This window comes from Marinomonas mediterranea MMB-1, assembly GCF_000192865.1.
GTDB classification, from domain to species: domain Bacteria; phylum Pseudomonadota; class Gammaproteobacteria; order Pseudomonadales; family Marinomonadaceae; genus Marinomonas; species Marinomonas mediterranea.
This window is the reverse complement of sequence record NC_015276.1, coordinates 2,440,827-2,464,898: the sequence shown is the minus strand read 5'-3', so window position 1 is coordinate 2,464,898 and position 24,072 is coordinate 2,440,827. Positions and strand designations below refer to the sequence as shown.

Here is a 24,072-nt window from a genome sequence, read left to right as displayed (position 1 = left end):
CGATAGGAGAGTAAAATGAATAAAGCGGGGTATCAAAGTCAGTCATTTTGGATCCGACTTGTATTTATGTTGGTTTATTGGGGGCTTTTGAATATTGCTTTGACTCTTTTTGGTCTACTCTTATTCATTGTCACGATAGTAAAGCTAGGCTCTAAACATGAACCTACGACACTTAATGGTTGGCTTTCAGGTATAAGTTCGTTTATTCGAGACACCATAAAATTCCTCTCATTTGATGTAGAAGATAAACCATATCCTTTTAAGCCTTGGTAGTTTCGACATGTTAACGGCACTTTATTGTATTTAAGGTGTCTTTTGTCGAATGTGTACAGAAAAGAGTGATTAAAAGTTATGAAAAAGCTTTATATAATGCGACACGGAAATGCCGAGGCGTACGGTTATCAGAACGACGCTGAGCGTAACTTGACTGACTTTGGTCGAATGGAAGCTCGTAATTCCGCGCACCAATTTGTCGAATGCAGCGACAAGATCGACGCCATTTTCGTAAGCCCTTACGTCCGCGCTCAACAAACAGCCCAAGAGTTTTTGAGTGTTTATCCGTTTGATGGTCCATTGGTTACAGAGGGCGGTATCACGCCAAGTGGTAAGGAGCTTGATGTCGCACTATGGCTAAATGAGCAGCCTTATGACTCTATTTTACTTATCACGCACCAGCCATTTGCACATCAATTGGTTGAATTGCTCGCTCAAGAACCGCTCCCAGCGAGCTTTGGAATGACGACAGCAACGATTGCAGCACTAGAAGGTGAATTGTTTGCGACGGCGTGCTGTCATTTTCAATGGTCAATACACCCGACTAATAAGTAAATTTGGTGAAGCTGAAGGAATATGCCAAACGACGTTTTTTACACACTACGACATACACGCCTTGCTGCAAAGCAATGGCGATCTACAAACCCCAATGCGCTTCGCGTTCTCGGCCTTCATGGTTGGATGGACAATGCCGCAACATTTGATCATTTAGCGCCTTATCTCAATGAGTTTAACTTTACTGCGTTAGACTTGGCGGGCCACGGCTTTTCCGAGCATCGATCTGATGGCGCATTTTACCATATGTGGGACCATGCACTTGATGTCATCAGCGTATTACAGCTGAGCAATGAAAGTTCATGGCTAATTGGCCACAGCATGGGAGGTGGTGTGGCTTTGTTGGTTGCTGCACTTGCTCCAGAGAAAGTAAGGGGTCTTATTATATTAGACAGTATGGGGCCAGCGACATCTGACGCTCAGGAGCGAGTATCGACCATGCAGCGCGCTGTTCAAAAGATGTTAAAACTCAATGTGAACCGACCAGCAACTTACCCCAGTATTGAAGATATGGTGTATGCACGTGCGAATGGCTTTACTCAGATGAGTATGGACAGTGCTCGAATATTAGTTGAACGAGGCGCGTATCAGGATGACGAAAGCTGGTATTGGCGGCACGACAATAAGCTAGCTTTCCCATCGCCTTATCGTATGGATGACGATGCTGTGGCGTCGTTTGTTCATGAGGTTAAGTGTCCTACATTAGCTTTACTCGCGAACCAAGGGCTGTATGTCGATAAGAAAAAGCAAGTCGATAAACGTGCGAATGAGTTTTCTTGGATTAAAATGCACTGGCTCGAAGGCAACCACCATTTTCACTTAGAAAAAGAAAGTGTTCTGTCTTTGGCTGAGCACATTACACATTTTATTGATAAAAACTGATCCCTTGCTGAAATGTATGAGTTAAGGGAATGATGGGTAAAGTGAATTAACGTTCGCTAAAAAGGGTGGAAGTATATGAATAAACAATATGTGGCAAAGCTTATCCTAGGATGTGGTTTAGCGTGGTCTTCTATTGCTCAAGCCCTTATTAGCGATATTGAGCTTTATCGCGGCGCGCAACTTGTCAAAAGTGTACCGGAAGTAGAGGTAGACACAGAGATACCGCTGGCTAAAATTCAACGTGTTGGAAGAGGTTGGGAGCCAGAAGTCGTTCAACGTGTTGTTGGCAACGTGCAGAAAAACCTCTACAAGATAGGTCGAAATGTACCGCTCGAAAATGTGATCGAACACTACCGAGAGGCGTTGCAATCCTTGGATGGCGCAACAGTCGAATACCAGTGTGAGTCTCGAAGCTGCGGAAGCTCTAATGCTTGGGCGAACAATTTCTTTAAAGATTATCTACTCTACGGTCCTGATGGTAAACAGTTCTTAATGGTGGTTTCTGAAGCATCGGGGGCTTATCAGGTGCTTTATATCAACCGCCGAGGCGCGGGTGATATTATGGTTCGATTGGATGAAATTGTGCCAGAGCAGGATAAATCCGTTGATTTAGAAATTGTTGCTCAAATGTCTGCCAGTGATCAGCCCCGCATTCGCCGTTTTTTAGACGACCTTTCTAATGATGAGCGTGTTGTTGGGTTTGTCACTAGCTCAGGTTCGTTGGATAAAACAGCGCTGGCGATCGGCGATGAAACCATTGAAACGATTTTAGCGGGTCTTAACGACAGCCAAAAGCAAAAGGTGAAGTTCGTAAATATTGCGAACTTGGGACGCGCCACTTTAGGTGACGATCGAATTATCTTTATCTACTCACAATAGAGCCAGTTACATAGAATGGAATCCATTACTAGTGCACGATAACGCTGTCGAGATTGTTTAAACATCGTATAGTGTTATCTTATGTACAGCCGCATAGGCAACTGTGTGTTATGGCTGAATCTTCCCTGTCTATTTTGATAATTTAGAAATATAATTTATTTCAATTACTGTATTTGAGAAGGTTTCATGGCATGGCTCGTAAGGCAAACATATCCAGAGAAGAGATCATCGAAGCGTGTTGGCGCTTATTGGAACAAAATCGTTTCCCTAACATTCCAAGGTTGGCGGCGCATTTCTTAGAGCTAGATGGCCGAAAGTGTTCCAATACCACGTTGCTAAATGGCGTAAGTGAGTGGGAAGAGCTTTATCAAGAATATAAGAAGAATGAACTTTCTGAATTAGACGCTTTGCTTGATCCCGCGTTAAAGCGCTTCTCTCGAGATGTTACTCAAACATTGGCGTTACTGCTGGATGAAAAGTCAGCGGATATAGAAGAGCATTTCTCGTTGAAGCAAGGTTCGCTCTCCGGTCAATATCTATCGCTATCGAATGTGGTTGCTGATCAAGAGGCGCAAATAGACCAGCTTCGTGAAGACAACGTTACACTTAACGCAGAAAACCGACTGATCCAGCAAGAGTTGTCTCAGGTTAGCGAACGTTTAGACAATCAATTGTCCCAAACGCGAGTTCAGCAAAGTCAGATTTCAGAGCAGGAAGCCGAATTAAAAGAATTAAACTTGAATCTTGCCCAGCGTGAAGTGGATCTCGCTAAGCAAGACGCAGAGTTGAGAAGTCTAAGAGAAGAAAACAAACGACTGTCGTCTGAACTCGAATCACAACGGGCATTAGCTCAGAACAAGTTAGAGCAAACTGCACTAATCGAACAAGTGTTGAGCAAAGTAGGCGACTTGACGCAGATTGTCGAAAACAAAGAAACACCAGCGAAACAAAAATGATCCTCATGTACCGTAATACTCTATGGGCGCTGAATTCAAAACACGCTATAATCTCGCCGTTTTCAACGGTTACCGATATTAATAAAGAGATGACATGAGCCGAAATCAGTCAGCTATACGAGACCTTCATTCGATTAAAGATTTTATTCGCTGGACCTACAGCCGCTTTCAAAGTGTGGATTTGTTTTATGGTCACGGAACGGATAACCCATGGGATGAAGCGGTACACCTTGTTATGGGAGCATTGCGTCTGCCATTGGACTTTGATAAGGACATGCTTGATTCTCGACTGACTATCGATGAAAGAAAGCGCATCGTAAAGCTTGTTCATAGTCGTATATCAAAGCGAGAGCCGTTGCCATATCTATTAGGTAAAGCATGGTTTATGGGGTTAGACTTTAAAGTTACCAAAGACACCTTAATTCCTCGCTCGCCAATCATGACGCTAATTGAAAATGAGTTTCAGCCTTGGCTTCCACATTACCCGATGAATGTTCTCGATATGTGTACAGGCAGTGGTTGTATCGGGATTGCGACCGCGTTGGCGTTTGAAGACGCGGAAGTAGACCTATCAGATATAAGCTCAGCGGCGCTTGATGTAGCGCGCTATAACGTATCTGATTATGATCTAGATGATCGAGTGTCGGTGATAGAGTCAGATATGTTTGATGGTTTAGCAGGTAATAAATACGACCTTATTGTCTGCAACCCGCCTTATGTCGACGCGCAGGATTACAGTAGCGCTCCTGCCGAGTTCCACAATGAGCCTCAGTTAGCGCTAACATCAGGAGACGACGGGCTTGATTTTACACGACGATTTTTAAGTCAAGCTGCTAATTACTTGCATGACAGCGGTATCGTCGTATACGAAGTAGGTAATAGCGAAGTTGCATTGCAAGCCGCTTACCCTGATACAGAGTTCATGTGGGTTGAGCTTGAGCAAGGCGGTAATGGCGTCTTCGTATTAACAAAAGAACAATTAAACACTTTTTTATAAGATTATTTAGAGAGTACTTAGCACTATGTCTGGCAATACGTTTGGTACATTATTTAAAGTGACCACTTTTGGTGAAAGTCATGGTTTGGCGCTTGGAGCGATTGTAGATGGTTGCCCTCCAGGTGTTGAGATTAGCGAGGAAGACCTTCAGAGAGATCTTGATCTTCGTAAGCCTGGTACGTCTCGCTACACAACGCAGCGCCGCGAACCGGATCAGGTAAAAATTCTTTCTGGTGTGTTCGAAGGTAAAACAACCGGCACGCCAATCGGTCTATTGATTGAAAATACAGATCAAAGGTCGCGTGACTACGGCAACATTAAAGATACCTTTCGTCCGGCGCATGCTGATTACACCTACAACCAGAAGTACGGCTTTCGTGATTATCGTGGCGGTGGTCGTTCATCTGCACGTGAAACAGCAATGCGCGTCGCGGCTGGAGCCATTGCTAAGAAGTATCTTAAGCAGCGTTTCGGCATTGAAATCCAAGGTTTTCTGTCACAGCTTGGTCCTATTAAACTTGAAATGAAAGATCTCACTCAGGTGTATGAAAACCCTTTCTTCTGCCCTGATCCAGAGGCGATTCCAAAGCTAGAAGAATACATGACTGAATTACGTCGCGAAGGCGATTCAGTTGGTGCGAAAATCACCGTGCTGGCGAAAAATGTTATGCCTGGCCTAGGCGCTCCCGTGTTTGATCGCTTAGATGCTGATATTGCGAAAGCCATGATGGGTATCAACGCGGTTAAAGGTGTTGAAATTGGTGATGGTTTCGACGTTGTTGAGCAAAAAGGCAGTGAACACCGCGATGAAATGTCAGCAGACGGCTTCCTAAGCAATCATGCTGGCGGCGTTCTTGGTGGTATCTCATCTGGTCAAGATGTCGTGGTTCATATGGCATTAAAACCGACAAGCAGTATTACTGTTCCTGGTAAAAGTATTGACCGTGAAGGCAATGAGATCGATGTCATCACTAAAGGTCGTCATGATCCATGCGTTGGCATTCGTGCAACACCAATTGCAGAAGCGATGCTTGCGCTGACTTTGATTGACCATCTGCTGCGTCATCGTGGACAGAATGCAGATGTTGAGTGTGATACGCCAGTGATTAATGGGTTAGCTAAATAAGTTTGCTTTCGCCAAACACTGCTTGGTAGTGGTAAGTGCGAATAAAAAGTGAATTCTGAGTTTTGATTTTAAAAAAGCCGATGCATCTAGATGCATCGGCTTTTTTGTTTGGTACCATTTAAACCGAAGTTTTACGGTCAGTGTTGAGGAGTGGTTGTGTCCGTTGTTATTCGAGTGTTAGTCGGTTCTAAAAATCCTGTAAAAGTCGGCGCTGCTTATAAAGCGTTTTCAAACGCGTTTCCAGATCATGCTATCCACTGTGAGGGGGTGAACGCCCCGTCGAAGGTCGCGGATCAACCGATGACAGAAAAAGAAACTCGAATAGGCGCGGAGAATCGAACTGCTTATTGCGAACAATCGGACAGTGCAGACGATTACCACTATTACGTTGCAATGGAAGGTGGTGTTGACAAGTTCGCTGAAGGCCCTTCGACGTTCGCCTATGTGTCAATTCGCGGCAAGCACGGCGACAACTGGCCAAGTCGTCATTCTGTTGGTCGTTCTGCCAATCTGCCACTTCCTCAACGTATCTTTGATCGCTTAAAAGCGGGCGAAGAGCTAGGGCATGTTATGGATGACGTATTTAATCAAACCAACATAAAACAGAAGGGCGGAGCGATTGGGTTGCTAACCAATCATCTTGCCACGCGGGAAAGTATTTACATTGATGCAATCACGCTTGCGTTGGCGCCGTATTTTCATCCAGAGCACTACCAATAGAAAAGCGCATCCGAAAAACAAATTTGAAAAGAAACTTAGAAGACTGAGCCTAAAAGGATAAACAATGCCCCGACAATACGACTACATTATCTTTGATGCGGATGAAACTTTATTTCACTTCGATGCACAGGCGGGTTTACGAGATTTATTTGAAAAATACGATATAGAATTTACTAAAAAAGACTTTGAAGAATACCAACAAGTCAACAAACCCCTTTGGGTTCAGTATCAAGACGGCGACATAGACGCCAAAACACTGCAAATCACCCGATTCGATTCTTGGGCCACTAAGTTAGGCGTATCGCCTGAATCATTAAACGATGGCTTTTTGGAATCGATGGCAGATATTTGTAAGCCACTGCACGGAGCGCAAGATCTTGTTAAGAGTTTAATTGAGCGGGGGATTAAGCTCGCCATTATCACGAACGGGTTTACAGGGCTACAACAAAAACGCCTACAACGCACCGGTTTTTGGCCTTACTTCGACCATGTCGTTATCTCTGAACAGTATGGCATTGCTAAACCTCATGTTTCCATCTTTGAGCATACGCTATCGCTTTTAGATTGTGATGATAAAAGCAAGGCGCTGATGGTTGGTGATACGCTTGGCTCCGACATAAAGGGCGGCAACAACGCAGGGATTGATACCTGCTGGGTGAATCACGATCAACTATCGAACGCCACGGATATCATTCCTACGAAAGAGGTGCGGAACCTTATTGAGTTGAGAGATTGGTTAAGTCTGAGCTTGCATTAAGGGAAAATCTACGCTGAATCATGTTTTTTACTAGCAGTGTTTTGTAATTAAATAGCGCTGGTTTAAGCGGAAGAGGAACTCTATACTGCGCCCGAATTTTCACTCGTATTTGATTATAAGGTAGCGCAGATAATGTCGACGCAGTACGCTAACCCAGCCCCTCTTGGGTTAATGGGTTTCGGTATGACCACGGTTTTGCTTAATATCCATAACGCTGGTTTTTTCCCAATAGATTCGATGATCCTTGCTATGGGGATCTTTTACGGCGGTTTAAGCCAGGTGATTGTCGGGATAATGTGTTTTAAACGTGGTGATACGTTTGGGACGACTGCTTTTACATCATATGGTTTGTTTTGGTTGACGCTTGTTGGTTTAATCGTTTTACCGAAAATGGGCTTTGCCTCTAGCCCACCTTCTTTTATGGGTTGCTATCTAATGCTTTGGGGGATTTTCACGGGCTTTATGTTTATAGGCTCTTTGCGTTACCCCTTCGCTAAGCAAGTGGTGTTTGGCTCTCTCACTGTGTTGTTTATGCTTTTGGCTGTCCGCGACTTTACTGGTAATGAGACGATCGGGGTGATTGCTGGGTTTGAAGGTATATTCTGCGGCGCGTGTGCGATTTATTTCGCCATGGCACAAGTGTTGAATGCTGAATATGGGCGTACCATTTTGCCTATCGGGCAACCGCGAGTTCGTGATTTTAACAGCGCGGCGATAGCCTAGTTTTCAAGTAATACGTGATTTCTACGAGAGTCAGCTTTCGTAGAAATCGTTCTTTTAGATAATACCTTTACGTTTTAGTCTTTAGGTATCTCTTCAGTACGTTCTAGAGACTTAATAAAATCCGACTCCCACGGTCTCATCGCGAACAACATGCCCGTCCGTTGTCTTTTAGACATAGGTAAAACCGAGTCTTCTTGGTTTAGAGCCGAAGCTTTAAAAGCAACTTTTTCTAACATTTGCCTAATAATTTCGATAGACGATTCTGAATAACGTCCACTTAAATACAGTCGATAATCCCATTCTTCTCCTTTCTTCGCCTTCATAAAGCTCGATAGTATTTCTTGTTCAATAAAGGTTTCTAACGGCCCACCAGGTAACCAACGAAAATCGTGCGCTATGAGCGAGCGATAATGATTGTTGGGTAAAAACTCGATGACTTTGAGCTTGTCTAGTTTGGACATGAGTTGAATCCCTTCATGTTCCGAGATGTCATAGAAGTCGATCATTTCTTGGAACGACCAGCTGTCTCTTATACAAATCGCAGCCACTAGCAGCTTTGGAGAAGCGAGAAGCTCGTTTTCTTGCTCTTGCGTAAGCTGACTGACTTTTTCAGTTTGCTTTTCTGACAAGATAAAAAGATCCGATAGCGTCATTTTTAGGAGACTACAAATTTGCTCTAGGCGATCTAACGTGAAACTTTGCGTAGAGAAAATACGCTTTATGCTGGCTTCACTCATATCCAACTGATCGGCAATGTCTTTATAAGTAATTTGACTTTGTTTAAGTAAACGTTTCAAGGTGAGATTGACTTGATTTATTTGGCTCATTGGCGCTTCCTGCCTGTAAAGTATCGATAAATAATACCTTTAGTCTTGAATATATCAACTTCTCAGGTTTGAGTTTACCGGAGAAGATCCTTGCTCTAGATTTTGTCTCACCAAACACAAAAATGGAGTTTCAACTATGAAGTTAATTAAACATTCTATCATCATCGCTTTATTTTCTGCCGTAGTCTGTTCGACGTCTTATGCCTCTAGCGATCATAGCACGCAAGCGAGTAAGCATTTATCCCTTGGTGTGAGTCATGGTGTTGCATCAGTTGCTCAACCTGTTAGTGCTGTAGTTGCATCGCCAATCCTTGTTTCTGGAGCTGTTGCTGGGTCAGTCGGCGCGGCCAGCACTCAAGTGGGAGCGAGCACGTTAAACGCACACAATAAGATCCCTGGCGCTTTTAATATCACTGAGCAAACCGTGACAGCCGGCCCATCACCAGATCAAGCCATTCAAGAATAACCTCGAAATGACCACAAAGGAGTAGGGCATATCTCATTATGCCTACTCTTGCTTTCACCATTTGAACTAGGGATTGGAATATGAAAATTATCATTGTATTTATCATGTCGCTTATTACGTCTGTGTTAATACCCATGACAGCTTGGGGTGGCAGTCAAGCAAACCAAAACGCCAAGATCTCTGCCGATAGGATCGTCACCTTTGCGAAAAACGTCGAAAAATACGCGGCCTCACAACAAGCGAGAGCTTTTATTATCGCCAGAGTTGGTCGTCCCGAAAAAGATTTACCAAAAGGCATTCGCTATACGCATACAGCGGTGGCGATTTACTCGGACATACAGTTAAACGACGGCGAAACGGTGCAAGGGTATGCGATCCACAATTTATACCAACTGGACAACGCCAGAGATAAAAGCCAGCTTATTCAGGATTATCCGGTCGACTTTTTTTGGGGGGCGGAAACACTTAAGGCAGGCATCATTATTCCGAGTGAAGCGGTTCAAACTCGATTGATTGCGCTGTATGCAAACGGAGACGACAAAAAGCTCCATAACCCTAATTACTCAGTGATTGCGAACCCATTTAACTCGACGTTGCAAAACTGCACTGAGTACACATTGGATCTCTTGAATGCAGCCATCTATCAAACAACGGACCGAGAACAGCTTAAAGAAAATGCTAAAGCGTATTTTGACCCTCAAATGTTAGACGTGAGTCCACTAAAACTGACTTTGGGTTCCATGTTTGTAAAAGACGTCGCTACACGAGACCATTCGGGAGATGTTCAGACAACGACCTTTACCTCAATTTATCGTTATTTAGACAAATTCAAATTGGTAAACAAGGGAATTAGCTTTTACGAAGATCAGCACGTTGTAACGCTTTGATTCTACGAAGGCTTGTTGTTTATCTATCTTAAAGGAAGTGCTATTGGGGCTGTAGCGCTAACAGAAGAATAAAATTGAAAAGGAATATTTTACTGGTATATACCAAAAAACTTGCTCTTTAACCTAATATTACATAAGTTATAACTAGTTACATAAATGTAACAAATAACAAATAGTATTGATTATGTTGATTTTAATGTAATCCCTCCCACGTCTTAGGTTAAGGAGCAACGATGAGTTTTAAGAATTCCTTGTATTTTGGGTTTGGTATAGTCCTAATTTTACTGGTGGTCGTCGGTGTCACTTCATTCGTTACGATGGAGAAAGCGGAAGACGGTTTTAGTGACTATAAGCAACTCGCAGCCACAACTTCTATCACAGGTCAGTTGCAAGCCGACGTGTTGATGATGCAGATGAAGGTGAAGAACTTTATTATCCGTTCGAATAATGAAGACAAAGAAGCCTTTCAAAAATACCTTGATGAAACCCACAGAATTCTCACCCAAGCAAAATCTATCATGACGGACTCAGAACGTCTGTCTATTATCGATGCGTTACACACGCACATTACAGAGTATGAGCAAGGTTTTGAGAGTATCTCTCACTTGATCGAAGAGCGGAGTTCACTATTAAGAGACTCGATATCTAAAACAGGCGTTCACATTGAAGAAACACTGTCTTCTTTGATTCAAGAGACGGAGATCAACGACAATTCAGAAGCATCGGGGCTAGCCTCTATTGCGTTGAAGAACTTCATGTCGGGCCGATTAAATTTATCGAAGTTTTTAGAAACCAGCGCCAATGACGACATTGAGCATGGGAAAAAAGATTTTGGTGAGGTGAACGTCAACTTATTCGATTTCTTAGATTATGTTTATAACGACGCACGCATTGAGACGACCATCCAACTACGAAAAGATCTAGAGAACTACAGAGCAAGTGTCGATCGATTGGAGCAAGTTATTGTTGCGCGCAATAGCATAGTGGAAGAAACCCTAGAACGCATCGACCCATTACTGGCAGAGTCTATCGCAGCCATTAAAAAATCCGTACGTGATGATCAAGCATCGATGGGGCCGGTATTAGAACGACAAAGTGACATAGCAAAAGCGCTGATTAGTTCACTTGTCGTATGTGCTATTGTATTGGCTGTTGTGGTTGCCTTTGTGATTACGAGACGTACCCAACTAAGATTAGGCGGCGATCCAGCCGAGGTAACCGAGATCGTTCAGCGTGTTTCTCGTGGTGAACTGGACTTCGATCTGCCAAATACAAACGAGCGCAAAGACAGTCTTTATGCCTCTGTCCGCGATATGATCGATGCACTGAAAGCAAAAGCTGCATTTGCGCAGAAAATCGCCGACGGCGATCTATCGTCCAATATCACTTTAGCCTCTGAAAACGACGTATTGGGTAAAGCACTATCCGACATGAACCACCAATTAACCGGTATTTTGCGTAACATCCAGCAAGCGGGTGATACATTGGCGGTAGGGATCGACCAAGTTTCTGAAGCGAGTCAATCGCTTGCAGAAGGCGCAACCCAACAAAAAGACAGTGTAGAGTCTATCTCAACACTGTTAGACAACGTGTCACAACAGACTGCATCGAATGCGTCGGATGCCAAAGACGCAAATCAATTGGTTGTAGACGCTCAGGCGACTATTTTCGAAGGCCAAAAACGCATGGAAGAAATGACACAAGCCATGCAAGCGATTCGAAAATCCAGCGAAAGTATCGTCGAGTTTATTCGCAACATTGATGAAATTGCGGAGCAGACGAATCTTCTCGCCCTTAACGCCGCTATTGAAGCTGCGCGCGCAGGCGAGCAAGGACGTGGTTTTGCCGTGGTAGCAGACGAGGTTCGAACACTTGCTTCCAAGAGTACACAAGCAGCAGAAGAAACCACTCGATTGATCAACGCAGCGCAGGCTGATTCTGTCAACGGCGCAAACATTGCTGAAAAAACCTCTGAATCCCTTCAGTCTATTATTAAAAGCATTGAATCGACCTCGTCACTCGTATCGAGAATTGCCGAATCAAGTGAGCAACAAGCGTCGGGCGTTAACGACGCTTACCGCCAAGTGACTGACATCGATCAAGTTGTCCAGCAAAATGCCGCTACCTCAACTCAAACCGCCAAGTCGAGTGAAGAGTTGATTGATCAAGTCTCTAATCTTAAAGACATCATGAAGCGCTTTAAACTCGAAGCGGAAACATAACCGTCCAAACCATTGTCAGCCCTTTTCCATGTTTGATTAACTTTCGAGCATGGAAAGGGCGTCGCTTATTTGCCATCACTTACTTGCCAAGTGGAACCTTCTTAAAACTCCTTTCAAAAAAAACATCGCTTCCAAAATACACTTCTCTAACAACACCTTTCTAAAACAATTTCTATTTAAAAACACTCCTTGACCTTTGTGTTACACATAGCTTTTAAACTGTCTATATACTAAGAACACATAGCGTGCAGCCAAGGTGGTAGACCATGTTAACGAAAGAGCTGGCCGATAAGGCTGGAGTAACGGCCGAAACGGTACGTTTTTATACTCGTAAAGGGCTAATTGAGGCCGTCAAAGATCCGAATAACGGATACAAGGTATATAGCCAAAACGCGCTTGCGCGACTTCGCTTTATTACCCAAGCCCGATCGATTGGGTTTGGTTTAAAGCAAATCGAAGAGATCATCGAATTTTCCCAGCAGGGTAGCTCGCCATGCCCGACAGTCAGAAGCATGCTAGATGATAAAATACAGGAAACGCATCGGAAAATTGCCGAGTTTCAGCGTCATCTTGAAATCATGGAAGAAGCCAAAAGCACATGGGCCAGCCTCCCAGATACCGAGCCAAACGGTCAGTCTATCTGTTGTTTGATCGAAGCATGGTCGGATAAAAGAAACGCGTCTTTTTCTGAAATAGAAGACAAAATAAAAGAGAAAATTGAAGATATAAAGGGAGTCAGCTTATGACATCATACACCTTTGAGCTGTCGCTTGCGAAAGTATCCTGCGGTGGTTGTGTGCGAAAAATTGAAGCGCAACTAAAAAACCAAGACCCAAACCTTGAAATCGAAGTAACCACGACGCGTGATCGAGCCCATATCACCACCGTAATGAAAGCGGCAGAGGTAATTGAGCAGATAACCCAACTGGGTTACGTCGCTGATTTAATCACGCCTAATATTAACGACGCTTCTGATAAAAAAGAAGACATAAAAGAGAGCAAAAAAGATAACAAAAATGATGACAAGGCAAGTAATCACCCTGTCATTGAAACACGTGTCGCTGAAACAAATGCGATAGAAACAGATAAATCCAATGCTGAAGAATCACAAGCGCGCGAGTCATTATCCGAGCTGAATCTACTGTTAGAAGGTGTGACTTGTGCGAGCTGTGTAAACACCATCGAAAAAGCGCTCGATAAGCCAGAACAGATACAATCTCTCAATATTAACTTTGCCAACCGAACCGCTCATCTCAATACCTCCTTGTCGAACAACGAAGTGATCGCGCTCATTGAGTCAGCGGGGTATGGTGCAAGTGTACTCTTCGATAGCGAAAGGCCTAATCCTGAAAACAGTGCTAGCCCTGAAGACCAACGTGCCAAACGCGACGCCAAAGAATACAACCAAAAAGTCACCCACAGCAAACTAGCTCTGGCGTTAGGCATTCCGCTTATGCTTTACGGCGTGCTGGGTGGCAGCATGAGTGTATCGACGCCAACTGAGCAACTAATTTGGTTTATCGTCGGTGTGCTTACCTTGTTTATTCTTGTATACGCTGGAAAAGGTTATTTTACCGGTGCATGGAAGGCGTTAAAAAACTGCCACGCCAATATGGACACACTTATAGCGTTAGGTACCGGAACGGCATGGCTTTATTCTATGATGGTGGTTGTGCTCCCGTCAGCCTTTCCAACGGGTTCAGCACACCTCTACTTTGAAGCGTCCGCCATGATCATTGGTCTAATCAACCTCGGTCAGGCGCTAGAATTAAAAGCCAGAGGCAAAACCTCCGAGTCCATTCGACGTTTGCTGGATCTAAAAGTAAAAACGGCACAGGTTGTTCACCATGACAAAGACGTAGAAACGGCAATTGAACGCGTTGCCGTTGGCGATAGGGTTCGGGTGCGGGCAGGCGAAAAAATCCCACTCGATGGCCGCATTGATGCAGGGCAAACCACGATCAACGAATCAATGCTCACTGGCGAACCGATCCCCATTGAAAAACAAACGGGCGATATGGTGTCGGCGGGGACCATCAACGAGGAGGGCAGTTTTACCTTTGTGGTCACTAAAGTAGGCAAAGAGACGCGTCTATCTCAAATCGTGAACCTAGTCGAAAAAGCGCAAAACTCAAAACCGCCTATCAGCCACTTGGCTGACCGAATTTCGGCGGTTTTTGTGCCGACCGTTATGGTCTTAGCTATCGTGACCGCGTTGGTTTGGTATAACGTTGGCATCGAAAACAACGTTGCCTATATGATGGTCGCCGCAACGTCCGTCTTAATCATCGCGTGCCCTTGCGCGTTGGGGCTGGCAACGCCGATATCCACTATGATTGGCATCGGCAAAGCGGCAGAACACGGCGCTTTGATCCGAAATGGCGAATCGTTACAGCAAGCCAGTGATATCGACGTCATGTTGCTTGATAAAACAGGCACCATCACACAAGGCAAACCAAAGGTTGTTCATTATCAGTCTTTTTCAGATCGTGTTTCTGTATTGGATTATGTCGCCGCGTTGGAAAAAGGCTCAACGCACCCATTGGCACAAGCATTGAGTCAATTTTCAGCAAACAGCGAAAGCTGGTCTAGTGAAAGCCAGTCAAGAGAAGCGACAGCACTCGACATAACAGACTTTCAAACACACACAGGCATGGGCGTGTCGGGGGTTCTTAAAGGGGAAGGGGAAGGGGAAGGGGAAGGGGAAGTCGATGCAGACGGAATAAAACAAAAACGCATTCTGCTTGGTAACAAAGCCATGATGCAACACTTTAATATTGCCATCGAAGGCGACGCCGTAAAGTACGCCTCCGCTTGGCAAGACGAAGCCAATACACTGGTGTATTTCAGTATCGATAATGAACTCACCGCTATGTTTGGCATTACCGACCCAATAAGAGAAGACGCCACAAGCGCCATTGCGCGTTTTCACCGCCAAGGCATTCATGTCGTGATGCTCACGGGGGATAACCCACAAACCGCCGAAGCCGTTGCCAAGCAAACGGGCATTGACGAGTTTCACGCCAACTTAATGCCAGACGACAAACTGGCCCATATCAAAGCGTTTCAAGCTAAAGGTCGTATCGTCGGCATGGTGGGCGATGGTATAAACGACGCACCCGCTCTAGCCCAAGCCAATGTTGGCTTTGCGATCGGCAGTGGTACCGATGTCGCCATCGAAAGCGCCGACATTACATTATTACGAAGTTCACTGCACAGCGTCTCAAATGTAATCGCACTGAGCAGTGCCACTATGAGCAACATAAAGCAAAACCTTATGGGGGCCTTCTTATACAACAGCTTAGGCATTCCAATTGCAGCAGGCTTGTTGTTCCCAATGACTGGTTGGCTACTAAGCCCCATCGTGGCAGGGTTAGCCATGTCATTATCCTCCCTAACTGTCGTCACCAACGCCAATCGGTTGCGTTTTTATTCGCCGCGCTAATCACCTTTCGAGTCGCCCAACTAGAGAAAGGGGAAAAGCGAAGAGGGTGAAAGCAGATTAATAGTCTTCATTGGAATTGGGCTAATTGTGTTTATTGCATGGCGGCTTTTAGCGAATGTTTAACATCTGAAATCAAACGTCAATACGTGGATCAATAGCGTTTGATCCACGATACCTCAAGCCTTAATGGGCCAGACTTCGGCCCTTATCTCAGACTCCTCCTTCTGGAGCCCTTATACCTCGGGGCTTCTAGAGCCATTTGCGGCGCAGACTTGTAAAGAACACCCTGACAATGCTGAGATAACCCTTAAATAACTACTTTTTCCTTATAAATCAACGTGCGGCGCACTTTTGTTTATTTGAACCTATTTTTAACTGTTTTACACTATCCAAAAAGGCTCACTTGTTGTGCTGGGCGGCTGTCCCTGCCATTGCCCTAGCTGTCCCTGCCATTGCCCTAAAGGGATAAACATAATGCTATCTTCTCTGGGTTATAGCGATGTTATTTAGTCCTTTTAAAACAATATGAACGCATTCGTCGATAAATGGCGACGTCATTAAGTGTCGATATTCGTTTAACTCTAGCCCTGCGTTTTGTGCAAGTTGCTCAAGGTCAATACTTTCTAGTGTGGCTTCAATGGCAGCATAGTTTGCATGGTGGCCTGTTTGCCTCGCTTTGTCTTGCAGGGCTTGATAACCCTCAGTGTGATGTATTTGCCATGATTCGGTCAGTGGCTCGGTGACACTTTTGTGTGTTATTGATTGGCATACTTCTCTTACAACACCACCAAAACCACCTAGCAGGTAAAGTGGTTTATTTTGCTCTAGGGCAAGCAAAATTTCTTCTAGTACACCTGGCTTTTTACCAGAATAACCTGAAAGTTTACCTCCAGCACAAATACGGGCATCGGACGACTGTATAGACTGCTGGCGCATTTGCGTTAAGCAACGTGACCAGACGTATTTATTCTCCTCGTTACTTGGGGCGAGGGCTGTATTTTTATCTACCTGATTTGCAATGTCGGCTGGGATATCGTGCTCCACCGTCTTTATGATGCCATTGTATTTGGCTCGCCAAGCTACTATTTCTGGGGCTGATACATACAAAGGCCATGCTAGGTGGTTTTCAATATGGATAGAGTCGGAATTAAGGCGTGACTTTAATACAATGGCTTCATCGAGAATAAATTGCGTGAAGCCATCTTTGCGTAAATCACCACCGTAAATAAGGGTACCTGCACGCGCAAGTACATGCCTAGCAAGATCCTGAGACAGTCGTTTTAAATGATCTGGATGTAAATGGTGGCGAGCATAGCCGTTTGTTGGAAACTCTGAAACGGAAATACCGATCCGTTTATTTTCCAGCACTTTGTCTTCTTTCTTGTTCCACAGTGGCGTAAAGGCCTTCACGCCAAAATGACAAAGCCAATCGGATTCTTCCATATAGACTGAGGGTTCTGGGTAGCAAATAGAAGTTTGTCCATTCTTCGTGATGTCGATGACCTGACGTAACTCAGGGGGTCTTGAAGTGATGGCGCAGTCACTGGGAATCCATTCTTGGCTCTGGTAATACGCCAGCATTTTTTGAGCATGTGTATGACGAATGGTTTCTAATAATGTTGCTATAAGTATGCGTAATATATCCCGTTCACTGAGGTTTGCATCCGCTGATACATGCACACAGGGGACATTTGATCCGGCAGGAAAGACTCTATCTTCAAACTCTTCTAGGCAGTCAACAGCAAGGATCGGGCGTTGATCGTGTTTGGCGCAAAGAATTTCTCGCTGACACCAATATCGCGAGGAATAAGCATCGCTGCCAATGGCGATTAATGTGGAGTCTTTTATATGGTTGATGATTTCTTTATCAAACTCGAATCCCGGTGCTATTTCTGTAGCATCGAAGAAGCGGGACATGTTGGTATTGTCAATGTATCTATAAATCGCTTCGGCATGGAGCCGCCCAGTGTCTCCGGCCTTAGCATGACTTAAAAAGAGCTTGATAGAAGAGTCTTTACCATGATCCTCTTTTTTAATCTCAACCAAACCATGTCGATAAATCTCATGGGCCATACATAGCAACGCCTGTTGTATTCGCGTTTCTCCTTGCCATTGGTACGCCCTTAAAAAATTCAGATTTTTTAAACAGCCGTCACTTCCATGCCCTAACCCCTCTCGATTTATTGCAACAGGGATGGCTGGAAAGGCACTTGATAGCGGCAGCTGCTCAATGTAACCTTGCCATTCTTTCCAACCGAGCGTATTCACACTGGTGAAGACAAAAATAATGTCTCTCTCAGCGCGTTGCTTTGGGTGATCCGCAGGCGGCGTATTGGGGCTTTCCGAACTATAGAAGAACAGCGGTATATTTAAGCCACGGGAAAAAGGACGATCCACATCTCTTGCAAAGTAGGATCGCACTGCATCAAGAATCGGCTGAACCGACTCTTGATCACTTGGATGCCAGATAAAGTGCAAGGCTAAGGGAGGAGCGAAAGCATTACTCATGGTTAAGACTGCCATTGCTGCTGATAGTCTGGGCGATTCTTTGCAAAGCTGGGAAAGCTATTATCAGGGGTAACTGTCTTTCTTTTCTCAAAGGCATCATGAATCCACTGGCGTAACTCATCGCCATTACGAGGCCAAGAGTAGATTTTAGCAAAGCCGCATTTCACATTGTCGTAGAGACGAGGAGGAATGGTGTAGGGGTTGTATTGACCAGAGTTTTCTGCGTTTTCCAATTCATAAAAACTGGAGCCCGAAGTTGAATAACTTGGTAATAAAATTCCAATCAACCCTGTTCTGGGGTTGTTTTTTGTATCACGAATACTGGAAGCAATTTCCCAATCTACATGCTTTCTACGCCAAGTTCCTTGACCGATAAGCACTACTGTGACCGTTGCATCCTTAATAAATTTTTCTCGTATAATACGACGAATATCGTCAGTCTTTTTATTAGGATCAATATCGCCATCTTGCACGGATTTGGAAACATAACCATCAAACTGCTGGCTAAAGTCTCTTTCAAATTGTTGGCGTTGTTCCTCATCGGCATGATGAAAGCTGATAAAGGTTTTGTGTTTTTTGGTAGTGTAACCATACATAGGAAAATCCTTGTAGTTAGTGTTTTGGTTTCGGCATGAGGAGGTCTGTGTAGTTTCCTGTTGAAGAATCGTATTCAACAAAGCAAACGTCCTTTATGACATGGTGCGTTAAGTTGACCGCCGTTAATAACTTAACACTAGTACAACTTAACATCGAGTAAACGGATTGGAATTAAAACAATCACATATCAAGGGCATTGAGACGGAGCGCTTCGCGGCTCATCTTACTCTAATTCTTTTTCGACGATTTTTACTTCATGTTCTGCCGGAAGGTTTTATGTGAGTTAGACGCTATGGCTATATGTCGAATGCGATCCAACGAAAGAGCCTTTTTAGCTTGATTGCGCTGTCGTGTAACTCTTAATTGTAATAGATACTCATTGTCTTACAAATACTGAATTTCTCTAAGAATATGAGTTTCGATATGCACTGGGGGATTTATTATAAGTACGTAAAAAGTGTTTTCTAAAGTGCTGACTGTTTGCATACCCCAGTTCCAGTGCAATCGTTTCAACATTCGCTTGCGTCTCTTTCAGTTTTGTTAGAGCCAGCTCCATTCGGTGTTGGTGTAAGTAATTCATTGGTGTGTTATCGAGTACCCGGTTAAATCGATTTGCGAACGCGGTTCGTGACAATCTGGCTTCTTTTGCCATCAACTCAACGCTCCACTTTTTCTGCGGTGTTTTATGTAATGCGATCAACACAGGTTGCAAATAGGGATCTTTGATTGCCGCCAGTAATCCTGATGAATAGGGTGTTTGAGCAACGTGGGCACGTAACTGGCTCACTAAAAGCGCTTCACTTATGTGATTTCTAATCGCGTATTCCCCGGGTTGCATATTGGTTTTCTCTTGAGCAATGGCGTAGAGGGCTGAACGGATCAAATGAAATTCTTGGCATTCATGTTTACGTAACACTAAAAACTGCGGCAAGGCATTGAATAAACTGCTTCGGCTTTGTTCTTCGATTTCAAATACTAAACTCAGCAAGCGCGTTTTTTCACCACCGCCTCCCCAATGCGTTTCGTAATACGCGCCCGGTGGATGTTGATCAAACCCTTCGAAGTGTTTTTCTTCAGAGTTCCAGACGTCAGCAACAGGGTGAATCTCTACTTGGTGATCTGAGCTGAGTGACATGCTTCCACCGCGAGGAAAGATGAAAGAATCGCCGGAGTGAAGTTCAATCGGCTCTTCCCCTTCAGGTGTTATCCAACAACTGTTTTCAATCACATTAAAGCTGAAGCCATAGTCAAAACCCAATGAACTAAACCCCCATGGGGCACTTAAATGATAAGTGCCGATTAACATATTCTTTATTTTTAAAGACAGCAACGTTTCGCTTAAGAGATCCATAACTTATCCTCGTGTACGATTTGATCTATTAAAAGGTGTATATCGCTCTAATTGTTTTTTTTAAGGAAGGATAGACTATAACGTAATCAATAAAAAAAATAATAGGAGAACGTTAAATGAGTAATTATGATGTTGTTGTAATGGGCGCAGGCCACAATGGTTTGGTTGCGGCCGCATACATGGCGAAAGCAGGCAAAAAAGTGATTGTTTTAGAGCGGCAACCTTTTTACGGCGGCGGGGTAACCACAAGAGAGTTGATGACTCCCGGTTATTTTAATGACGAGCATTCCGCAACGCACGTTATGATTTTAGCGAACCCCTTAATTCAAAATGACGAACTGGGACTGCAATCTAAGTTTGGTTTGAGCTATGACTTTATGGATCGCAGTGTTGTCAGTGTTTGGGAAGATGGTACTGTCCTCGTTTCTTGGAAAGATCTTGATCGAACATGTGAAGAAATTGCAAAAGTTTCGCCTCGCGATGCACAAGTGTATCGAAAGTTTGTCGAAGCAGGGCAGAAAGTATTACCCATGATGATGGCCGGGTTGGCGATTCCTCCCACTCCATTAGGCGCGTTTGTCGCGATGATGGACCAATCTGATCAAGGGCGTTTTATGTTTGATATGATGCAGCGTAGCGCTCGCGACATTATCGAAGAAACGTTTGAAAATGAACTGGTCAAATTGCATTTGCTTCGTGCCGTAGCTGAGGCGCTAATTAACCCCGACGATTTAGGAACAGGCATAGCGGCTTTCTTGTCTAACGCCATGCTGCACACTTATGGCGGCGGAGTACCGAAAGGTGGATCAGGCAAACTCTCAGAATCTTTAGTTAAGTGTATTGAGCACTACGGTGGGGAAGTACGTTGTAATGCTGAAGTAGCGCGCGTCATCGTATCTTCGGGAAAAGCAACTGGTCTCGAACTGATTAATGGCGAAACCTTTATGGCGAAAGATGGTGTAATTGGTGCAATCCATCCGCACGTTTTGGATAAGTTCGTAGAGGGTGTTCCTGAACCTGTTGTTAAAAGAGCGAAACGTGTAACCACCACAGAAATATCTGTAAACATGATTCACTTGAACTTGAAAAAGCAAGCGACCCTGAAAGTTGGCAAAGAGTTCCACTCTCATGCAGTGGAGCTTATGGATTTTTATACAGTACGTGACATGTGTATGGAATTCGATAAACTTCGACGTGGAATTCCATCTCCTCGTTTGATTGGTGGGTTTGATGTTACTCATACAGACCCTTCAAGAGCACCCGCTGGAAGCGGTGTGTTTTACGGTGTTCACCTCGTGCCCGCTAAACTACATGACGGTGGATTAGAAGGATGGGATGAGAGAAAAGAAGCCGTTGCTGACGAAGCTTTAGCACAATATCGTAAGTTTTATGATGGCCTTGACGATGACAATATTATTGCCCGTCATATTGGTTCACCAATGGACCATCAACGTTATAGCCCGAACAGCTTCCTGAATGGCGATATTCATGGTGCGGCAAATCCGTTCTATCAAAGTATGGGGCATCGACCGACTCCAGATCTTGGTGATTTTAGAGTCCCTGATGTAGAAGGCTTGTATCTCGTTGGTCCTGCTATGCACCCAGGTGGTGGCGTGACAGGCGGAGGCCGTGCAACGGCTATTCAAATGATGGATGACCTTGGTATTGATTACGATAAAGTATTCAATGAGGAGGTGCGATGAGCCGTTCTGACAAAAAAAAGCAGATGATGGTTTACGACGGCCAGGGGAAGGAACTGATGACCATCCGAGCGCTGGAGCAAGATGGCGACGATTTGGTCATAACAGGAAAGATATTTGGATCGATGCCGATGAAAGCGCGTCTTAAACCTGAAGAGGCCAGAGCTGCTCTTAAGTTGCTTAATTTCAAAACGATATTATTCGTACTGACCATTTTATTTCGTCGTTCGAAATCGTAACCAATTAAACGTCCTGTATTGAGAGTAACGATGGTTTTATGTTGCTATTCTCAATGCAGGACGTTTCAATTTGGACGCTCGCCATCTATTCTATTTTCCTGAGAATCCGTTGTTTTCGGGAATGTCACTGCAAAGACTTATCCTGTTTAATAACAAAAAAGCCATTCCGCTGGAATGGCTTTTTGAACTTTGATTATTGGCTAATTGTTAGCGGTTAAAGCCTTGTCTAATTCCGCGTCATAACAAGCATCAACCAAGATAAAGACAATTCGGCACATCTTGTTGGATTTATTCGCCCAAGCATGATTTGTTCCTCGTTGTATGACCACACTGCCAGGTTTTAGCAGTGCCTCTCCATCGTCCACAATAAGGGTCAGCTCTCCTTCTAAGACGATGCCGTAATCGACGGATTCTGTCCTGTGCATTAGAGGATGAGGTGAATTTTCTTTTACCGTTGAAAACTCACTACTACCAATGCTCGAAAAGACCCCCTCCATTTTGTCTTTACCCTGAGTTAAAAACTCTTCCGTATCTGGCGGGATATCGACAAAACGAATACGTGTCCCATTCTTTGGCGGCGATAAAACAACTGGCCCTAATGTTGGGTCTTGATCATCAAGATTAATGAGACTTGGTGTTTCCGTGGTGTTCCATATCTCATGAAATTTTGTCCCTGGAATGGCGTCGAAATCCATCGTAGTGGGTATTGGGCCATTTTCGACAATAATGGCATTACCCTCTTCATCATGACCCGTTATAACACGATGAGTTGTCGGAAGAGTCATACGGCTTTACTCCTATAGTACAGCAGGTTAAAAAAAGAAGGTTCATTAAATAGGCTGAGACAGAGCGATTAAAGATTCACGCATAATGGCGGAATGTTCTTCTTTGTCACCACCATGAATCTCGATGTCACAGAGGCGAGCCGAGTTTTCAACAACCATTCTGCAGCGTTCCCAACGACGTTCGTGAAATCTTGCAAACGCGTTGTCTAGATCCTCATTTCCGGCTAACTCATCTGCTAAAACGATGGCACTTTCAATACCAATACCTGCACCCGAAGCAAGATGAGGCGTAGTAGCAGCAACCGTATCACCGATTAGTACAAGGCGGCCACGGTTCCACGGCATTTTAACTAACAGATTAGCAAGCGGGCGATAATCAATGCTCGCACGTTCGTCGTAGGCACGGGGAATCAAAGACTGGACAATGGGATCGGTAAATTCCGACATTAAATCAGCAAATACTTTTGGCCAAGTGGATTTATCAATGTGTTCTTTCTTTGGACGATCTTCAGTAATGAACATATACATGAGCGAATCAGAGACGGGGTTTACACCTAGTTTTAGATGTTGACCTAACCACATGTGAACACGATCAATCTCTTCTGGACGAGGCATAATGGCACGCCATACACCTTGACCAACGTATTCAGGATCTGACACTTCAGGGAAAAATTCTTGGCGTAATTTTGAATGAACTCCATCCGCACCAACAACGAGATCGTATTGACTGGTTGTCCCGTCAGTGAATGAAACTTCGGCTCCGTCTTCTGTTTGAGTAATGTTGTTATAAGTACAACCCAAACGTACATTAACGCCTGCTTCAAGTGTCGCGTTGGACATAATGCGGGCCAGAGTCGGTCTAAAAATACCGCCGCAACCGCCCACATTTGAACCGGCCGGACTTGGTGTCGGTAAGTTTGTTAGTAGCTGGCCGTCACTTAAATACATACCAATGGTATCGGTTACACAGCCTTGTTTAACGACTTCGTCATATAGGCCGAGGATCTCTAATGCACGCATGGATACGCCGTTAATGGTAATACCTGCGCCTAGCTCACACCAATCTGGGTCGATCTCGACTAGGTCGACATCAAATCCATTACGAGACATTCTAATTGCTGCGGCCATTCCAGAGAAACCACCACCAATAACCAAAACTTTATTTACTGCTGCCATA

The 24,072-nt window shown here is 44.4% G+C and carries 22 protein-coding genes and 1 pseudogene; 17 read left to right on the top strand and 6 right to left on the bottom strand.

Features of this window, described 5'->3' with window-relative positions:
* Positions 1–15: 15 nt before the first annotated feature.
* From MARME_RS11260 to MARME_RS11215, 10 genes and pseudogenes are all read left to right on the top strand, one after another.
* Positions 16–273, top strand: a complete 258-nt coding sequence (locus MARME_RS11260) for a DUF4389 domain-containing protein (protein WP_013661391.1) — start codon at positions 16–18, stop codon at positions 271–273.
* Positions 274–351: 78 nt separating this feature from the next.
* A complete protein-coding gene (locus MARME_RS11255; RefSeq protein ID WP_013661390.1) occupies positions 352–828 on the top strand; it encodes a SixA phosphatase family protein in 477 nt (158 codons plus the stop codon).
* A 21-nt stretch (positions 829–849) separates the two neighbouring features.
* Positions 850–1,710: an alpha/beta fold hydrolase gene (locus tag MARME_RS11250; RefSeq protein WP_013661389.1), complete on the top strand. Its 861-nt coding sequence runs from the start codon at positions 850–852 to the stop codon at positions 1,708–1,710.
* Positions 1,711–1,785: 75 nt separating this feature from the next.
* A complete protein-coding gene (locus tag MARME_RS11245; RefSeq protein WP_013661388.1) occupies positions 1,786–2,589 on the top strand; it encodes a DUF4892 domain-containing protein in 804 nt (267 codons plus the stop codon).
* 191 nt (positions 2,590–2,780) lie between these two features.
* Entirely contained in the window at positions 2,781–3,545 is a 765-nt protein-coding gene (locus MARME_RS11240; RefSeq protein WP_013661387.1) for a hypothetical protein, read from the top strand.
* Between the two features lie 94 nt (positions 3,546–3,639).
* Complete coding sequence (gene prmB, locus MARME_RS11235; protein WP_013661386.1) at positions 3,640–4,542, top strand: 50S ribosomal protein L3 N(5)-glutamine methyltransferase; 903 nt, start codon at positions 3,640–3,642, stop codon at positions 4,540–4,542.
* A 25-nt stretch (positions 4,543–4,567) separates the two neighbouring features.
* The gene (gene aroC, locus MARME_RS11230; RefSeq protein WP_013661385.1) at positions 4,568–5,668 is read left to right on the top strand and encodes a chorismate synthase; all 1,101 of its coding nucleotides are present in this window, start codon (positions 4,568–4,570) and stop codon (positions 5,666–5,668) included.
* Between the two features lie 156 nt (positions 5,669–5,824).
* Positions 5,825–6,388, top strand: a complete 564-nt coding sequence (gene yjjX / locus MARME_RS11225; protein ID WP_013661384.1) for an inosine/xanthosine triphosphatase — start codon at positions 5,825–5,827, stop codon at positions 6,386–6,388.
* A 64-nt stretch (positions 6,389–6,452) separates the two neighbouring features.
* Entirely contained in the window at positions 6,453–7,145 is a 693-nt protein-coding gene (gene yjjG / locus MARME_RS11220) for a pyrimidine 5'-nucleotidase (RefSeq protein ID WP_013661383.1), read from the top strand.
* A gap of 126 nt (positions 7,146–7,271) precedes the next feature.
* Positions 7,272–7,868 (top strand): annotated as a pseudogene (locus MARME_RS11215) (acetate uptake transporter); the annotation flags it as partial.
* A 74-nt stretch (positions 7,869–7,942) separates the two neighbouring features.
* Here MARME_RS11215 and MARME_RS11210 read toward each other — a convergent pair.
* Positions 7,943–8,695, bottom strand: a complete 753-nt coding sequence (locus MARME_RS11210; protein ID WP_013661381.1) for a helix-turn-helix domain-containing protein — start codon at positions 8,693–8,695, stop codon at positions 7,943–7,945.
* A gap of 136 nt (positions 8,696–8,831) precedes the next feature.
* Here MARME_RS11210 and MARME_RS11205 point away from each other — a divergent pair, with 136 nt between their 5' ends.
* The 5 genes from MARME_RS11205 (at position 8,832) to MARME_RS11185 (ending at position 15,715) form a co-directional block, all read left to right on the top strand.
* Positions 8,832–9,161, top strand: coding sequence for a hypothetical protein (locus MARME_RS11205; RefSeq protein ID WP_013661380.1), 330 nt, complete (start codon positions 8,832–8,834; stop codon positions 9,159–9,161).
* Between the two features lie 80 nt (positions 9,162–9,241).
* Complete coding sequence (locus MARME_RS11200; RefSeq protein WP_013661379.1) at positions 9,242–10,048, top strand: DUF2145 domain-containing protein; 807 nt, start codon at positions 9,242–9,244, stop codon at positions 10,046–10,048.
* Between the two features lie 233 nt (positions 10,049–10,281).
* Positions 10,282–12,270 carry a methyl-accepting chemotaxis protein gene (locus tag MARME_RS11195; RefSeq protein ID WP_013661378.1) on the top strand — a complete coding sequence of 663 codons (1,989 nt, stop codon included), beginning with the start codon at positions 10,282–10,284 and terminating at the stop codon, positions 12,268–12,270.
* A 266-nt stretch (positions 12,271–12,536) separates the two neighbouring features.
* Positions 12,537–13,016 (top strand): MerR family DNA-binding protein, encoded by a 480-nt coding sequence (locus MARME_RS11190; protein ID WP_013661377.1) that lies wholly within the window; start codon positions 12,537–12,539, stop codon positions 13,014–13,016.
* Positions 13,013–15,715 carry a heavy metal translocating P-type ATPase gene (locus tag MARME_RS11185; RefSeq protein ID WP_013661376.1) on the top strand — a complete coding sequence of 901 codons (2,703 nt, stop codon included), beginning with the start codon at positions 13,013–13,015 and terminating at the stop codon, positions 15,713–15,715. Before MARME_RS11190 ends, MARME_RS11185 begins: the two co-directional genes overlap by 4 nt.
* Positions 15,716–16,192: 477 nt before the next feature.
* Here MARME_RS11185 and MARME_RS11180 read toward each other — a convergent pair whose 3' ends face one another.
* From MARME_RS11180 to MARME_RS11170, 3 genes are all read right to left on the bottom strand, one after another.
* Complete coding sequence (locus MARME_RS11180; protein WP_049787825.1) at positions 16,193–18,223, bottom strand: hypothetical protein; 2,031 nt, start codon at positions 18,221–18,223, stop codon at positions 16,193–16,195.
* A gap of 2 nt (positions 18,224–18,225) precedes the next feature.
* The gene (locus tag MARME_RS11175) at positions 18,226–18,819 is read right to left on the bottom strand and encodes a TIR domain-containing protein (RefSeq protein ID WP_013661374.1); all 594 of its coding nucleotides are present in this window, start codon (positions 18,817–18,819) and stop codon (positions 18,226–18,228) included.
* Positions 18,820–19,223: 404 nt separating this feature from the next.
* Entirely contained in the window at positions 19,224–20,171 is a 948-nt protein-coding gene (locus MARME_RS11170) for an AraC family transcriptional regulator (protein ID WP_013661373.1), read from the bottom strand.
* Between the two features lie 116 nt (positions 20,172–20,287).
* On the opposite strand from MARME_RS11170, the gene MARME_RS11165 reads away from it, so the two are divergent.
* Both MARME_RS11165 and MARME_RS11160 read left to right on the top strand, forming a co-directional pair.
* The gene (locus MARME_RS11165; RefSeq protein WP_013661372.1) at positions 20,288–21,874 is read left to right on the top strand and encodes a phytoene desaturase family protein; all 1,587 of its coding nucleotides are present in this window, start codon (positions 20,288–20,290) and stop codon (positions 21,872–21,874) included.
* Complete coding sequence (locus tag MARME_RS11160) at positions 21,871–22,110, top strand: hypothetical protein (RefSeq protein WP_013661371.1); 240 nt, start codon at positions 21,871–21,873, stop codon at positions 22,108–22,110. Before MARME_RS11165 ends, MARME_RS11160 begins: the two co-directional genes overlap by 4 nt.
* A 200-nt stretch (positions 22,111–22,310) precedes the next feature.
* On the opposite strand, the gene MARME_RS11155 is transcribed toward MARME_RS11160, so the two are convergent.
* Positions 22,311–22,895 carry a cupin domain-containing protein gene (locus MARME_RS11155; protein WP_013661370.1) on the bottom strand — a complete coding sequence of 195 codons (585 nt, stop codon included), beginning with the start codon at positions 22,893–22,895 and terminating at the stop codon, positions 22,311–22,313.
* Between the two features lie 45 nt (positions 22,896–22,940).
* Positions 22,941–24,071, bottom strand: coding sequence for an FAD-dependent oxidoreductase (locus tag MARME_RS11150; protein ID WP_013661369.1), 1,131 nt, complete (start codon positions 24,069–24,071; stop codon positions 22,941–22,943).
* Position 24,072 lies beyond the last annotated feature (1 nt).

Excerpts from the sequence above, each read along its gene's own strand:
- MARME_RS11155 (WP_013661370.1), bottom strand. The coding sequence starts at position 22,895 with ATGACTCTTCCGACAACTCATCGTGTTATAACGGGTCATGATGAAGAG.
- MARME_RS11195 (WP_013661378.1), top strand. The coding sequence starts at position 10,282 with ATGAGTTTTAAGAATTCCTTGTATTTTGGGTTTGGTATAGTCCTAATT.
- MARME_RS11260 (WP_013661391.1), top strand. The coding sequence starts at position 16 with ATGAATAAAGCGGGGTATCAAAGTCAGTCATTTTGGATCCGACTTGTA.
- MARME_RS11210 (WP_013661381.1), bottom strand. The coding sequence starts at position 8,695 with ATGAGCCAAATAAATCAAGTCAATCTCACCTTGAAACGTTTACTTAAA.
- MARME_RS11190 (WP_013661377.1), top strand. The coding sequence starts at position 12,537 with ATGTTAACGAAAGAGCTGGCCGATAAGGCTGGAGTAACGGCCGAAACG.
- MARME_RS11240 (WP_013661387.1), top strand. The coding sequence starts at position 2,781 with ATGGCTCGTAAGGCAAACATATCCAGAGAAGAGATCATCGAAGCGTGT.
- MARME_RS11180 (WP_049787825.1), bottom strand. The coding sequence starts at position 18,223 with ATGAGTAATGCTTTCGCTCCTCCCTTAGCCTTGCACTTTATCTGGCAT.
- MARME_RS11205 (WP_013661380.1), top strand. The coding sequence starts at position 8,832 with ATGAAGTTAATTAAACATTCTATCATCATCGCTTTATTTTCTGCCGTA.
- MARME_RS11150 (WP_013661369.1), bottom strand. The coding sequence starts at position 24,071 with ATGGCAGCAGTAAATAAAGTTTTGGTTATTGGTGGTGGTTTCTCTGGA.
- MARME_RS11165 (WP_013661372.1), top strand. The coding sequence starts at position 20,288 with ATGAGTAATTATGATGTTGTTGTAATGGGCGCAGGCCACAATGGTTTG.
- MARME_RS11175 (WP_013661374.1), bottom strand. The coding sequence starts at position 18,819 with ATGTATGGTTACACTACCAAAAAACACAAAACCTTTATCAGCTTTCAT.
- MARME_RS11250 (WP_013661389.1), top strand. The coding sequence starts at position 850 with ATGCCAAACGACGTTTTTTACACACTACGACATACACGCCTTGCTGCA.
- MARME_RS11170 (WP_013661373.1), bottom strand. The coding sequence starts at position 20,171 with ATGGATCTCTTAAGCGAAACGTTGCTGTCTTTAAAAATAAAGAATATG.
- MARME_RS11255 (WP_013661390.1), top strand. The coding sequence starts at position 352 with ATGAAAAAGCTTTATATAATGCGACACGGAAATGCCGAGGCGTACGGT.
- MARME_RS11245 (WP_013661388.1), top strand. The coding sequence starts at position 1,786 with ATGAATAAACAATATGTGGCAAAGCTTATCCTAGGATGTGGTTTAGCG.
- MARME_RS11160 (WP_013661371.1), top strand. The coding sequence starts at position 21,871 with ATGAGCCGTTCTGACAAAAAAAAGCAGATGATGGTTTACGACGGCCAG.
- aroC (WP_013661385.1), top strand. The coding sequence starts at position 4,568 with ATGTCTGGCAATACGTTTGGTACATTATTTAAAGTGACCACTTTTGGT.
- yjjG (WP_013661383.1), top strand. The coding sequence starts at position 6,453 with ATGCCCCGACAATACGACTACATTATCTTTGATGCGGATGAAACTTTA.
- prmB (WP_013661386.1), top strand. The coding sequence starts at position 3,640 with ATGAGCCGAAATCAGTCAGCTATACGAGACCTTCATTCGATTAAAGAT.
- MARME_RS11200 (WP_013661379.1), top strand. The coding sequence starts at position 9,242 with ATGAAAATTATCATTGTATTTATCATGTCGCTTATTACGTCTGTGTTA.
- MARME_RS11185 (WP_013661376.1), top strand. The coding sequence starts at position 13,013 with ATGACATCATACACCTTTGAGCTGTCGCTTGCGAAAGTATCCTGCGGT.